This is a genomic window from Faecalibacterium sp. (assembly GCF_052358865.1).
GTDB classification, from domain to species: domain Bacteria; phylum Bacillota; class Clostridia; order Oscillospirales; family Ruminococcaceae; genus Faecalibacterium; species Faecalibacterium butyricigenerans.
The window spans coordinates 1-12109 of the sequence record NZ_DAWCVJ010000017.1; the positions used below are offsets into that span (position 1 = coordinate 1).

Here is a 12109-nt window from a genome sequence, read left to right on the forward strand (position 1 = left end):
TCCTCCGCTCGACGTTCCCGCGGGAGACCCGCTCGTCGCGCTGCTTTTTCACGCGGCTGTCCATGTAGTTGCAGCTGCGGGGAATGCGGGAAGAATACTCGAAATACCGGGAGTTGACGCTGCGCAGCTCGACCGCGATCTCGCGGCCATTGCACACAGCAGTCCCCCGGCCAAAACCGGTCATGCTCAGGATCATATGCGGTACGTTCCCTCTCTTTTTATGGGTGGATATGCGGACAGATCACGGTATATGTATCCGCGTTTGGGTACACAAGCCCATGTTACGATACATATGTTATTATTCTACTCTGATAGCCGCTTTTTTGCAAGCCGGGAAGATAAAAAAGTGGACGCAAAAAGCCCCCCGCAGCACTGCGAGGGGCTTGGGTGCTTATGCTGTTTTATCAGACGGGATGAGACTTATTTGCAAAATCTGCATGGTCTGCATCCACGCCCTGTGCCTTGGCATTGCGCTTCTCAAAGAACTTGGGAGCGACCTGCGGGAACATGGCGTAGGTCAGGACGTCCTCTTCCTGCGTAGCCCACTTTGCAGCCTCAGCCTTCAGCTTGTCCATCTCAGGTGCGAGGGTGTCAGCAAAGCGGCAGGTGATGGGCTTCTCGTCGCCGAGGATCTTCTTGGTGAACTCGGGGCTGATGGGAGCCGGAGTCTTGCCGTAGTCGCCGTGGACGAGGCCCTTGAACTCCTTGGTGACCATCTTGTAGCGCTCGCCGAGGATGACGTTGAAGACAGCCTGCGTGCCGACGATCTGGCTGGTGGGAGTGACCAGCGGAGGATAGCCTGCATCCTCGCGGACGCGGGGGATCTCAGCCAGCACTTCGTCCAGCTTGTCTTCCTTGCCGGCATCCTTCAGCTGCTTGAGCATGTTGGAGAACATACCGCCCGGCACCTGATACAGCAGGGTGTTTGCGTCCACGCCCAGAGACTTGGGGCTGATCTGGCCGTTGGCGATGTACTTCTCACGCAGCTTTGCGAAGTATGCGCGCACGACATTCAGCTGCTTGAGGTCGAGGCCGGTGTCGTAATCGGTGCCCTGCAGGGCGGCGACGAGGCTCTCGGTGGCCATGTGGCTGGTGCCGCCGCTCAGGGGGCTCATGGCGGTATCCACGATGTCCGCGCCTGCCTCGATGCCCTTCAGCAGGGACATGGAAGCCAGACCGGCGGTGTAGTGGCTGTGGATGTCCACAGGGATGGACAGGGTGTTTTTCAGCTCCTTGACCAGCTCATAGCTGGTGTAGGGGGTCAGCAGACCGGCCATATCCTTGATGCAGATGGAGTTTGCGCCCATCTCCTCGAGGGTCTTGGCGTACTTGACGTAGTACTCGTTGTTGTGGACGGGGCTGAGGGTGTAGCTGATGCAGCCCTGAACGTGTGCGCCCTCGTTATTGGCGGCCTTGATGGCAGTCTGCAGGTTGCGGGCATCGTTCAGTGCGTCGAAGATGCGGATGACGTCGATGCCGTTTGCGACGGACTTCTTGACGAAGTACTCGACGGCGTCGTCCGCGTAGGGGCGGTAGCCCAGCATATTCTGGCCGCGGAACAGCATCTGCAGCTTCTGGTGGGGCAGCTCCTTGCGCAGGATGCGCAGACGCTCCCACGGATCCTCATCGAGGAAGCGGATGCAGCTGTCGAAGGTCGCACCGCCCCAGCACTCGACGGAGAAGTAAGGGATCTTGTCCATTTCGGGCAGGATGGGACGCATCTCGTCCATCGTCATACGGGTGGCCAACAGAGACTGGTGGGCATCGCGCAGGACGACTTCCGTGATCTTGATGGGCTTTTTAGCCATTGTTGTCACCTCTCTCTTAGTTCATGGAAACCAGAGTGTCACCGGAGTTGACGGTGTCGCCCTTATGCACGTTGATGGAAGCAACGGTGCCATCCTGAGGAGCAACGATCTCGTTCTCCATCTTCATGGCCTCGAGGATGACCAGCACATCGCCAGCCTTGACGGAAGCGCCGGCAGCGGCCTTGACGTCCAGAATGTTGCCGGGCATCGGAGCCTTGACCTCAACAGCGCCTGCGGCAGCAGGAGCAGCGGGTGCGGCGGGAGCAGCAGCGGCGGCAGGAGCCGGAGCGGCCTTGGGTGCGGGTGCAGCAGCAGGAGCCACGGGAGCAGCGCCGGCAGCGGTCTCCTCGACAGAGACGCTGTAAGCAACGCCATTGACGGAAATGTTGTAGTACTTCATGGAAGAATCCTCCTGAAAAATCCAAATCGATTCGTTAGATGTACGTTTTCTTACAGAGCCATGTTGCCGTGCTTCTTGGGCAGACGGGCAGCACGCTTGGTGCTCAGCAGCTCGAAAGCAGCCACGACGCTTGCGCGGGCGTTGGCGGCCTCGCAGGTCATGTCAGCAGCGCCTGCGGCCACAGCAGCGTCTGCGCTGCAGACCTCAGCCACATAGGCAGCAGCCTTGGCCTTGGTGGCGGCGACGATGTTGTCGGAGGCGTCGATCTCGTCCTTGTACAGCACGGAGACGGCTGCGGAAGGCTCGAGGGCGCTGACGGTGCAGCCCTTGACGGCGATCTTCAGGTCGGCTGCGGCCAGTGCGGTGTACACAGGGCCAACGGCCTTACCGGCGATCAGCGCGACCTTGGCGGTGGTAGCATCGGCATAGGTCGCAGCCAGACGGGCAGCCTCACGGATGCCGCCGGCGATGTCGTCGGTGGTGCTGGGCACGAAGCCCTCCGTGTTCACGATGGTCAGCACCGGGACGCTGAATGCGTCACACAGGCGGACAAAACGGGAAGCCTTGGCCACGCAGTTGTGGCACAGCTGCTTGCCGGTGGACACGACGCCCACAGCGTTGCCGCCGATGGTGGCAAAGGCGGTGTAGACGCTCTTGCCGAAGCCGGCGTACATCTCCACAGCGCTGTCCTTATCGATGAGGGCAGCAGCGGCCTTTGCCGGCTCGGCATTTGCAGCCAGAACAGCGGCGGGCTGCTCGAACTCGAAGATGGCGGGGCCGGTCAGGTTGTTGGCAGGCAGCAGACCCACGATGTGGGCGGCCTTCTCCGCAGCCTCAGCAGCGTCAGCGGCCACGATAGCGGCCACGCCTGCTTTTGCGGCAGCAGCGGCAGAGCCGGCGTCAGCCACCTTGTCGCCCTTGGCAGCGGCGGTGAAGGGAGCGGTGAAGAACAGCTCTGCGCCCTCTGCCATGATGCAGACGTCTGCGTTGGCAGCGCTCAGGGCGCTGGTGCCGCCGCAGACGCCCAGAACGACGGCCACCTGAGGCACGACGCCGGACACCTTGGCGATGGTGGCGTTGAGCTTGGCGGAAGCGTTCAGAACGTCCAGACCCTCAGCCAGCTTTGCGCCGACGGAGTCGTAGAAGGTGACGACCGGGCAGCCCGTCTGGGCAGCCAGCTCAAGGACCTTGATGTTCTTTTCAACGTCCTTGACCGAAACAGCCTCGCCGTTCTGGAAGACGGCGTAAGCCTGCTGACCGGCAGCATAGCCGCTGGCAGCGCTCACCGCGCCGTCCGCAAACAGAGCGGTGTATTCCCCGTCATCAAAAAACTTGGCGAGGATTTCTCCTTTGGTACTCTTTGAAGCCATGGTAAGACCTCCTGCTTATCTGTGTGAGTTTCAAAATTAGGTATATTATACCCGATTTCCCCAAGATTCTCAAGCCTTGTTCCATTCCTTTTTTTCAGAGAATGTCACAAGTTTGGCAAAAAGAGAGGAAATATCGGACACATTGCCCAGAAGCCGCTTTACTTGCGCTTTTTGCTGACGGCGGCTTTGTTCCCGCCCACCGGGCCGCGGGGGCGGCGGGCCGCTGCCTTGGACTGCAGCGCTGCCGAGCGGGTCTGTGCACGGCCCTTGGCCGCAGCGGCACGCAGGCCGTTCACCTCTGCCTTGGTCAGCTCACGGTACTTGCCGGGCTGAAGCATCCCCAGCTTGACGACGCCCTCGGCGTTCCGCTTCAGGCGGATGACCTCGAGGCCCACTGCCTCGCACATCCGGCGGATCTCGCGGTTCTTGCCCTCTTTCAGGGTCATCTCCATGACGGTGCGCCCCGGCTCGTCGGTGACGACATTAATGGCGCAGGGCATGGTCTTGGTGCCGTCATCCAGCACGACGCCGGAGCTGAGCTTCAGGATCTGGCTCTCGTCGGCCCGGGGCTGGACGGTGACGCGGTACAGCTTGGAGATGCCGCCCGACGGGTGGGTGACGGCCTGTGCGAATGCGCCGTCGTTGGTCATCAGCAGCAGGCCCTCGCTGTCCTTGTCGAGACGGCCCACGGGGTACAGGCGGGCCGGGATGTCAGTCACGAGGTCCATGACCGTCTTGCGGCCCAGCTCGTCGCTGGCGGTGGTGACATAGCCGCGGGGCTTGTACAGGGCCAGATAGTACAGCTGCTGGTTCTTCTGGATATAAATGCGCTCGTCGTCCACATGGAGGACGTCGCGGTTGGGGGCCATCTTGTCGCCCACCTTCACGGGGTGGCCGTTGACCTTTACGCGGCCCTCCGCAATGATCTGTTCGGCGGCGCGGCGGGAGCACAGGCCCTGCTCACTCATGATCTTCTGGATGCGTTCTTCTGCCATAATAAAATCTCCTTGTGCGCCTCCCGGCGCTCAAATAGGGCTGCTTGGGCAGCCTCAGTTCAGTCACTGCGGCCCGGGCGGGCCGTAGGTACGGCGTAGATGGGTTTATTCCTCCGCTTTCGGAGCGGCAGTCCCCTGCTTCTCCTCTTTTTTCAGCAGAGCGCTGACCTTGTCCACCAGCTCGGGCAGCATGGTCAGGGCGCGGTCGATGGTGTTGGAGCCGTCGGACAGCTGGATGGTGCGCACGCAGCCGTCCTTCACCACCAGAAAAGCCACCGGCTGGATGTTGACGCCCGCACCGCTGCCGCCGCCGAACAGGTCCTTGTTGGCGGCGTTCTTGCCGTCAAAGTCGGTGCCTGCGGACGCAAAGCCGAAGGAGATGCGGGACACCGGCAGGATGGTGGTGCCGTCGTCGGTCTTGATGGGCTTGCCGATGATGGTGTTGGAGTCTGCCATCTGGCGGATCTTGTCCATTGTGACGTTCATTAAACCTTGAATCGGATGCTCAGCCATAAAATCGGCCTCCTCTTATTATTTTCCGGGAAACCCGCAGGCTCCCTTTTCAAAGGATAACCATACGAGTTTATTGTAACACATTTTATAGGAAGACGTCCAGCACTTTTTCGTGCCAGAACTCGTACAGGACCCGCACCGCCGCTGCGACGATGAACAGCAGCCGGGCGCTGAGGCGGAACGAGACGCGGTCGGCCACCGTCGGCTCGGCAGAGCCGAAGTCCGGCAGGATGCGCAGCTCCTCGAAGTCGAGGTAGACGAAGCGGTCGATGACGCCGAGAGACGGGTAGAGCCACGCATTCAGCCTGCCGTAGGCGCGGGCGGCTTCGGCGGGGTCCTCGCCCCGGACGCCGAGGCAGACCCGGATCTTCGTGACCCGCAGGGAGCCGAAGACGGCTTTCGTCAGCCGCCCTGCCCCCCGCAGGATGGTCACGAGGATGTTGAGGGTGAGCTTCGCTTTCTTGCGGGGCGGCGTCTCTTTTTTGGGCTTCTTCGCCTCTTTCGCGGCCCGTTCGGCGGCTTTTTTCCGCCGCCGCTCCGCGCGGCTGGCCCGGAGCTTCGCCTTCAGCTTCCCGAAAAAGCCCTTCGGCTCCTCCGGTCCCGCAGGCGGCGGGGCGGGCCACCGGAACACCGGCAGGGTGATGCCCGGCACACCGGCCCAGATCGTCACGACGCCGTTCTCCCAGCAAAAGTCGGCGCAGAACGGGCAGAGCAGGGCGAGGGCCAGCAGCACCAATACGATAAGGAGCAGGATGCCCACGATCTTCAGCAGGGTCAGCAGCAGCCAGCCCAGCGCCCCCAGCACCGCCATCATCGGACCGCCTCCCCTTCCGCTCCCTCGTTCTGGCCCCGCACGGGCGGCAGGTCCGCCAGCGAGGAAAGGCCGAAGCACCGCAGGAAAACGTCCGTTGTCCGGAAGCTCACCGGGTGGCCGGGCAGATCAAGGCGGCCCGCCTCCTCAATGAGCCCCTTCTGCAACAGGCTGCTGACGCTGGACGAGGAATCCACGCCGCGCACCTGCTCGATGAAGGCGCGGGAGACGGGCTGATTGTAGGCGATGACCGTCAGCGTCTCCATCGCCGCCGGGCCGAGGGGCACCGAGCGCCTCGCGTCCAGCAGGCGGCGGACGCAGTCGGCCCACTCGGTCTTGGTGGCCAGCTGCCAGCGGGTGTCCAGATGGAGCAGGCAGAGGCCCGAATCCTCCCGGGCATAGCGGGCGCGCAGGTCTTCCAGCGCAGTCTCCACTGCGGTCTGAGGCAGCTGGACGGCGGCGGCGAGCTTATCGGCGCTTACCGGGTCGCCCGCCGCAAAAAGCATCGCCTCGACGGCGGCTTTGGTCTGTTTCTGGTTCATTCTTCCTCCTTTGCCTTTTCACGGGGCAGGCGTCCCCGCTGCATGGCCAGCTCCCCCTTCGGGCCGAGGGTGACGCGCCCCCCGCGCACCAGCTCCAGCAGCGCCAGAAAGGTGGCCACGTTGGTGCTGCGGCTCTGGCTGCGGGCGAAGAGCTGGCTCATCCGGGCCGCGCCCCCCGCGATGAGGCGGCGCAGGATGTACACCACCCGGCTGCTCACCGACACCTGCGGGGCGGCCACCAGCGGCTCAAAGACCGCCTGCGTCGGGACGCGCCGGGCGGGTGTGCGGCCCATCAGCCCCTCCCAGCAGTCGGCCAGCACCTGCGGCAGATGGTTGAGAGCGTAAGTCTCGTCCCGTTCCAGCCGCAGCGGCGGGCGGACGAAGGTAGGCGACGCCTCGGCGGCGGCGCGGAGCGCGGCCGACATCCGGCGGCACTGGTCGTACTCGATGAGCTGGCCGGTCAGCTCCTGCTTCATCCGCTCACCCTCGGTGCTGCGGGGCAGCAGCAGGTAGCTCTTCATCTCCACGAGGTGGGCCGCCATCTCGATAAAGGAGCTGGAAACGTCAGGGTCCACGGCCTGTGCGGCCTCCACGGTGCGGGTGTACTGGTCGATCAGCGCAAGGATGGGGATGTTGTGCAGGTCCATCTTGTGCTTCGTCACCAGCGCCAGAAGCAGCTCCAGCGGCCCCTCGAACTCCTCCAGATGAAAGGTAAGCTCCTCCGCCATCAGATCACCGCCCCCAGAGATGCGTAGTAGGCCGAATAGGCGATGCTGTCGATGTACTGGGTGCCTGCGTCCAGCAGGTCCCACACCACGCTGTTCATCACGCTCAGCGGGCCGTCCAGAACGCCGCTCCAGACCGCCGCCAGCATCACCACAAGGATGACCTTTTCATACTTCATCATCCCGAAGTAGATGCGCTCGGGCAGCACCGCCAGCAGCACCCGGCTGCCGTCCAGCGGGGGCACGGGGATGAGGTTGAACACCGCGAGGCTCACATCCATGTACACTAAGTATTGCAGGAAGAGCGCCAAAAAAATCGTCGCTTCGTTGACGGGTGCCCAATAATAGAGCAGCTTCCAGACCACCATCGACAGGTAGGCCAAAATTAGGTTCGCCACCGGGCCGGCCAGCGCGGTGAGGGCCATGCCCTGCTTGGGGTTTTTAAAGTTGCGGGGGTCGGTGGAGACAGGCTTTGCCCAGCCCACGCCCGCAAACACCATGCACAGCGTGCCCAGCAGGTCAAAATGGCGGAAAGGGTTCAGCGACAGCCGCCCCTGCTGCTTGGCCGTGGGGTCGCCCAGCAGCCATGCAGCCAGCGCGTGGCCTGCCTCGTGGAAGGGGATGACGGTCAGAGCGGCCAGCACCCGTGCGAGGGTATAAAACATTCTTGGGGTCATGGTGTTCTCCTGTTTTCTATAAGATATACGAGTTTATTGTACTATTTTTTTCGTATTTAGACAAGCGTTTGGGCCTCAGACGAAAAAAAGCCGCAAAAAAATTGAAAAGGGGGTTGCTTTTTGGCGGCTGTTCTGGTAAAATAGTCAAGCTGATTATTTTGATTCCATAACTTCACTGTAGGAGGTGCAAGTACCATGGCTAAGTGTGAATGCTGCGGCAAGGGTGTTACCTTCGGTATCAAGGTCTCTCACTCTCATCGCCGTTCCAACCGTACCTGGAAGCCGAATGTCCGTCGTGTCAAGGCGGTCGTGGAGGGTTCTCCCAAGTATATCTACGCATGCTCCCGCTGCCTGCGCGCTGGCAAAGTCACCCGCGCTGTCTAAGCTGATGCGTATTGCCGGTCACTTTGTCGAGTGGCCGGCTTTTTATTTTATCACCGGACTTTGGGAGGAAATTGAGATGGCACTGCCGAGCGACCCGATCATGCTGCTGAGCGTGGTCAACCTCAAGCTGCGCGACTTCTACCCCAGCCTCGACGCCCTCTGCGACGACATGGACGCAGACAGAGACGCCCTGTGCAAGACGCTTTCCGCCGTGGGCTACGCCTACGACGCAGCACGCAATCAATTCATCTGACAGGAAGGAGCTTTTCAGGATGGAAGGCACTTATTACAAAGAGTGGAGCGCGGTGCTCGACCGCGCGATGGAGTTCAAGGTCTACGGCCACGGCGGCGTGCCGGTGCTGGCACTGCCCGCCCGGGGCGGCCGTTTCTACGACTGGGAGAACAACGGGATGCCCGAGGCCGCAGCACGGCTGCTGCACGAGGGAAAGATTCAGCTCTTCTGCGCCGACAGCATCGACGCCGAGAGCCTGCTGGCGGGCCATGAGACGCCCCGCCGCCGGGCCGAGATGCAGGAAAAGTATTTCGTCTACCTGACTGCCGAGCTGGCTCCCCGCATCGCCGCGCTGAACGCCCCGGAGGCCAAAAAGCCTCCCCTCATCTGGTGCGCCGGCGTGGACACCGGCGCCTATCAGGCCGTCCAGTGCCGCCTGCGCCGTCCCGGGGTCTTTGCGGGCGCGGTGGGTCTGTCGGGCCTGTACGACATGGGCCGCTTCCTCGGCGGCTGTGAGGACGACCTTGTCCTCCGCAGCAGCCCCCTCGCCGCCCTGCGGAAGAACGGCATCTGTAACAAAAACCTGCTGGCCAAGGCCGAGGAGAATGCCCTCCTGCTCTGCGTGGGTCAGGGCGGCTACGAGGGCGACGCCCTCGCCGACACGCAGGCTCTGGCCGACACCCTGAAGGAGACCGGCCTGCCCTGCCACCTCGAAGTCTGGGGCGGCGATGTCTCCCACGACTGGTACTGGTGGGGCAAGGAGTTCGGGATGTTTGCCGAGCGCCTGTTCGGCTGAGCGTAAGGAGGATGCGGGATGTCTGAATTTATCGTCGGCGCACGAAGCCACGATTTTGGCCGTCACAGTGTGGAAGAGCTGCTCTGCTCCATCGGAGACGCAGGCTTTCGCTGCACCCAGCTGGCCTACACCAAGGCCGTGGAGGGGGTCAGAAGCTATGCAGACGTGACCCCTGCGCTGGTGGACGCCACCAACGCCGCCGTCCAGAAGAGCGGCGTGTCCATCGCCGTAGACGGCACCTACGTCGAGCTGGGCTATGCAGACGAGGACAAGCGCCGCGCTGAGGTGGCGAAGGCCCTGAGTCAGGTGCCGGTGGCAAAGGCTCTCCGGGCCGGCTGTATGGGCAGCGAGACCACCAATATGGCAAAGCAGCCCACCGTGAGCCGCAAAGAGGCGCAGGAGGCCCTGCTTCGCAGCCTCGGCGAGATCATCCCCGTCTGCGAAGAGCAGGGCGTGCTCTTCGCGGTGGAGTGCGTCTATTACCATTCCATGAACACCCCCGAGGCCGTCCGGATGGTGCTGGACACCATCGCCAGCCCCAACCTCCGGGTCATCTGCGACCTTGCGAATTACGTCGGCCCCGAGAACGCCTCGGTGGACACCCAGCGCCGCATCTGGGACAAGGTCGGCAGCTGGTACGGCGATAAGATCGTGGCCGTCCACTTCAAGGGCCAGAACTTTAAGCCCGACGGCACTCTCTACTCCACCAGCCTCGAGGATTCCTGCGTGGACTACAAAGGCGGCTTCGAGATGCTGCGCGCCCTGCCCCAGCCCGTCCTCCCCGTCCTGCGGGAGGAGGCTGTCCCGGCCCGCGCCGCCAGCGATATTGCGTTCATGAAGAGCTTTTTCTGAAGCCCCGCCCACGAAAGGCTCTCCCTTTGGGAGAGCTGGCGCGCAGGCGCCTGAGAGGGCAAGGATGCTGCCAAACAGCTCTTACACTGCGATAGTATCGCTCTGACAAAGAGCCTGCTTATCGCTGTGCAGCGGCTCTTTCGTGCCGGGCTTGCCCTCTCCGTCATCGCAAGCGATGACACCTCTCCCAAAGGGAGAGGCTTTTCATAAAACCGAAAACATCTGCAACACTTCTTCGATTCCCGAAGACCGTATTGCAGATGTTTTTTGTTTAATCCGTATCGTATTCCATGCCGCCCTGCGCGGCATCCCCGCCGGCGGGCGTCCCGGTATCCGAAGGCGCTTCCGGTCCCGCCGGGGCATCGGCGGCGGCATCGCCCGCGATATAGAGCACCACTGTGGTGCCCACCTCCACCATCGTCCCGGCGTCCTCGCTGGCCGAGACGACACAGCCTGCGGCCTCCGAGCCGTCGTTGACCACCGTGAAGCAGGTGGCGTTCAGCCCCTTGGCGGCAAGCTCCTGCACGGCGCTGTCCTGCGTCTGGCCGATGATGTCGGGCATCTCCATCATCTGGGGGCCTCGGCTGACCACGAGGCTGATGGTGTCCCCCTTCTGGATGACCTCGCCCGCCTCCGGCGTCTGCCGGATGATGCGGCCCTTCTCCACCGTGTTGCTGTATTCCAGCGTAACATAAAAGAGGTAGTCGTTGATATAGCTGCGGTTGTTCCGCACCTCCGCGTCATAGTCGCGGCCCACGAAATCTGGCGTCAGGGCGACGGTTTCGTCGTTTACCGGCTCGCTGGCGGCCTCGCTGGCGGCCTCGCTGACGGAGTCCGGCTCCGAGGCCGACGGCGCGGGGCGGGCGTCGTTCTGGCGGCTCAGAATCCCCCAGAGGATCAGCACGATGAGGACGCTCAGCAGGATGAGGATGCCGGCCAGCAGGTTGCGAACGCTGAGCAGCTCGGCCTTTGCGGGCGCTCTCGACTCCTGCGGGGCGGGAGACGTCCGGGGAGCCAGACTCCGGGCCAGCTCCTCGGCATACTCCCGCTCCGAGAGGGCGCGGAAGAGCTGCTGGACGGTCTGGATGCGCTCCACCGGCTTGAGGCGGAGGCCCAGATACAGCGTCTCCGAGACGTAGGGCGGCACAGCCGAGGAGACGGTGCGGGCCTTGGGGTTGGAGTCGGAGACGAGGCGCTGGGCCGCCGGGACGGGGCTTACCCCGCAGACCATCCGGTAGAACACCGCCGCAAGGCTGTATTCGTCGGTGTAGCGGCCCTCGAACTCCGCCGTGGAATACTGCTCCGGGGCCGAGTAGCCCTCGTACAGCTGCTCGTGGAGGCCGCTGCCCGCCGTCCGCAGGCCCACCGTCGCGTAGCCCGTCAGCCGGGCGCGGCCATTGTCCAGAATGCGGATGTTGGCCGGGCAGATGCCCCGGTGCACAAGCCCCACCTGATGCATGGCCTCCACCCCCCGGAACACCGGCTCCAGCATCGCGCAGGCCTGCTGCGGCGTCACAGTGCCGTGCTCTTCGAGCCACTTCTGGAGCGGACAGCCGCCGGGGTTCTCCATGACGGCGTAGACCGTGTTGTTCTCTTCAAAGACGTCCAGCACCGCCTCGAGGCCGTTGGCCGGGGTGATGCGCTGGATGAAGCGGTAGAGGTCGGCAAAGTCCATCCGGGTGGTCTTGAACAGCACCTCGCTGCCGGGCTTCGGGCGGAGGATGCAGTCCTTCCCCCGCTCTGCGGCCAGCGTCAGGGGCATATACTCCTTGATGGTCACGCGGAACGGCCCGGTGTTCTCGACGCCCCGGTAGAGGATGCCCTCGCCGTCTACGCTCTGGATGTCCCCCACCGTATACCGACCCGCCAGCACCGTGCCCGCGGGGAGACTGCCCGCCGGGTTTCGCCCTGCAAGCTCCCGGCCACAGTGGGGGCACTGTGCCCTCCCCTCTTCCAGCTCCTGCATACAGTATGGACAAATGCGCTTTCGCTCCATGTCGGCCC

Annotated in this window: 15 protein-coding genes; 4 read left to right on the forward strand and 11 right to left on the reverse strand. The window is 63.1% G+C overall.

Annotated features, from left to right (window positions below):
- The 10 genes from ACT8X9_RS04545 to ACT8X9_RS04590 all read right to left on the reverse strand — a co-directional run.
- Positions 1-196 (reverse strand): YicC/YloC family endoribonuclease (locus tag ACT8X9_RS04545; RefSeq protein WP_444268263.1); only part of this gene is annotated, 196 nt, incomplete at its 3' end.
- Between the two features lie 208 nt (positions 197-404).
- Entirely contained in the window at positions 405-1808 is a 1404-nt protein-coding gene (locus ACT8X9_RS04550) for an oxaloacetate decarboxylase subunit alpha (RefSeq protein ID WP_227621160.1), read from the reverse strand.
- A gap of 16 nt (positions 1809-1824) precedes the next feature.
- Positions 1825-2208 (reverse strand): biotin/lipoyl-containing protein, encoded by a 384-nt coding sequence (locus ACT8X9_RS04555; protein ID WP_444268264.1) that lies wholly within the window; start codon positions 2206-2208, stop codon positions 1825-1827.
- A 50-nt stretch (positions 2209-2258) separates the two neighbouring features.
- On the reverse strand, positions 2259-3578 hold the full coding sequence (locus ACT8X9_RS04560) for a carboxyl transferase domain-containing protein (RefSeq protein ID WP_444268265.1): 1320 nt from the start codon (positions 3576-3578) through the stop codon (positions 2259-2261).
- 158 nt (positions 3579-3736) lie between these two features.
- On the reverse strand, positions 3737-4573 hold the full coding sequence (locus ACT8X9_RS04565; protein ID WP_444268266.1) for a pseudouridine synthase: 837 nt from the start codon (positions 4571-4573) through the stop codon (positions 3737-3739).
- Positions 4574-4678: 105 nt separating this feature from the next.
- Positions 4679-5086 carry a GerW family sporulation protein gene (gene ytfJ, locus ACT8X9_RS04570; RefSeq protein WP_227621157.1) on the reverse strand — a complete coding sequence of 136 codons (408 nt, stop codon included), beginning with the start codon at positions 5084-5086 and terminating at the stop codon, positions 4679-4681.
- Positions 5087-5171: 85 nt separating this feature from the next.
- On the reverse strand, positions 5172-5900 hold the full coding sequence (locus ACT8X9_RS04575) for a DUF2953 domain-containing protein (RefSeq protein ID WP_444268267.1): 729 nt from the start codon (positions 5898-5900) through the stop codon (positions 5172-5174).
- Positions 5897-6439 carry an SMC-Scp complex subunit ScpB gene (scpB, locus tag ACT8X9_RS04580; protein WP_227621155.1) on the reverse strand — a complete coding sequence of 181 codons (543 nt, stop codon included), beginning with the start codon at positions 6437-6439 and terminating at the stop codon, positions 5897-5899. The genes ACT8X9_RS04575 and scpB overlap by 4 nt, the downstream gene beginning before the upstream one ends.
- Complete coding sequence (locus ACT8X9_RS04585; RefSeq protein WP_249233086.1) at positions 6436-7167, reverse strand: segregation and condensation protein A; 732 nt, start codon at positions 7165-7167, stop codon at positions 6436-6438. Before ACT8X9_RS04585 ends, scpB begins: the two co-directional genes overlap by 4 nt.
- Complete coding sequence (locus ACT8X9_RS04590; protein WP_249233087.1) at positions 7167-7841, reverse strand: site-2 protease family protein; 675 nt, start codon at positions 7839-7841, stop codon at positions 7167-7169. Before ACT8X9_RS04590 ends, ACT8X9_RS04585 begins: the two co-directional genes overlap by 1 nt.
- 195 nt (positions 7842-8036) lie before the next feature.
- On the opposite strand from ACT8X9_RS04590, the gene rpmB reads away from it, so the two are divergent.
- From rpmB to ACT8X9_RS04610, 4 genes are all read left to right on the forward strand, one after another.
- Positions 8037-8225: a 50S ribosomal protein L28 gene (rpmB, locus tag ACT8X9_RS04595; protein ID WP_005932647.1), complete on the forward strand. Its 189-nt coding sequence runs from the start codon at positions 8037-8039 to the stop codon at positions 8223-8225.
- A 76-nt stretch (positions 8226-8301) separates the two neighbouring features.
- Positions 8302-8478, forward strand: a complete 177-nt coding sequence (locus tag ACT8X9_RS04600; RefSeq protein ID WP_227621152.1) for a DUF4250 domain-containing protein — start codon at positions 8302-8304, stop codon at positions 8476-8478.
- A 19-nt stretch (positions 8479-8497) separates the two neighbouring features.
- Positions 8498-9253, forward strand: a complete 756-nt coding sequence (locus ACT8X9_RS04605; RefSeq protein ID WP_444268268.1) for an esterase family protein — start codon at positions 8498-8500, stop codon at positions 9251-9253.
- 18 nt (positions 9254-9271) lie between these two features.
- A complete protein-coding gene (locus ACT8X9_RS04610; protein ID WP_444268269.1) occupies positions 9272-10105 on the forward strand; it encodes a sugar phosphate isomerase/epimerase family protein in 834 nt (277 codons plus the stop codon).
- Positions 10106-10376: 271 nt separating this feature from the next.
- Here ACT8X9_RS04610 and ACT8X9_RS04615 read toward each other — a convergent pair whose 3' ends face one another.
- Positions 10377-12101 carry a PASTA domain-containing protein gene (locus ACT8X9_RS04615; protein WP_444268270.1) on the reverse strand — a complete coding sequence of 575 codons (1725 nt, stop codon included), beginning with the start codon at positions 12099-12101 and terminating at the stop codon, positions 10377-10379.
- Between the last annotated feature and the right edge of the window lie 8 nt (positions 12102-12109).

What these genes read in the sequence shown, in the direction of transcription:
- ACT8X9_RS04550 (WP_227621160.1), bottom strand. Translation starts at nt 1,808, where the DNA reads ATGGCTAAAAAGCCCATCAAGATCACGGAAGTCGTCCTGCGCGATGCC.
- ACT8X9_RS04555 (WP_444268264.1), bottom strand. Translation starts at nt 2,208, where the DNA reads ATGAAGTACTACAACATTTCCGTCAATGGCGTTGCTTACAGCGTCTCT.
- ACT8X9_RS04560 (WP_444268265.1), bottom strand. Translation starts at nt 3,578, where the DNA reads ATGGCTTCAAAGAGTACCAAAGGAGAAATCCTCGCCAAGTTTTTTGAT.
- ACT8X9_RS04565 (WP_444268266.1), bottom strand. Translation starts at nt 4,573, where the DNA reads ATGGCAGAAGAACGCATCCAGAAGATCATGAGTGAGCAGGGCCTGTGC.
- ytfJ (WP_227621157.1), bottom strand. Translation starts at nt 5,086, where the DNA reads ATGGCTGAGCATCCGATTCAAGGTTTAATGAACGTCACAATGGACAAG.
- ACT8X9_RS04575 (WP_444268267.1), bottom strand. Translation starts at nt 5,900, where the DNA reads ATGATGGCGGTGCTGGGGGCGCTGGGCTGGCTGCTGCTGACCCTGCTG.
- scpB (WP_227621155.1), bottom strand. Translation starts at nt 6,439, where the DNA reads ATGAACCAGAAACAGACCAAAGCCGCCGTCGAGGCGATGCTTTTTGCG.
- ACT8X9_RS04585 (WP_249233086.1), bottom strand. Translation starts at nt 7,167, where the DNA reads ATGGCGGAGGAGCTTACCTTTCATCTGGAGGAGTTCGAGGGGCCGCTG.
- ACT8X9_RS04590 (WP_249233087.1), bottom strand. Translation starts at nt 7,841, where the DNA reads ATGACCCCAAGAATGTTTTATACCCTCGCACGGGTGCTGGCCGCTCTG.
- rpmB (WP_005932647.1), top strand. Translation starts at nt 8,037, where the DNA reads ATGGCTAAGTGTGAATGCTGCGGCAAGGGTGTTACCTTCGGTATCAAG.
- ACT8X9_RS04600 (WP_227621152.1), top strand. Translation starts at nt 8,302, where the DNA reads ATGGCACTGCCGAGCGACCCGATCATGCTGCTGAGCGTGGTCAACCTC.
- ACT8X9_RS04605 (WP_444268268.1), top strand. Translation starts at nt 8,498, where the DNA reads ATGGAAGGCACTTATTACAAAGAGTGGAGCGCGGTGCTCGACCGCGCG.
- ACT8X9_RS04610 (WP_444268269.1), top strand. Translation starts at nt 9,272, where the DNA reads ATGTCTGAATTTATCGTCGGCGCACGAAGCCACGATTTTGGCCGTCAC.
- ACT8X9_RS04615 (WP_444268270.1), bottom strand. Translation starts at nt 12,101, where the DNA reads ATGGAGCGAAAGCGCATTTGTCCATACTGTATGCAGGAGCTGGAAGAG.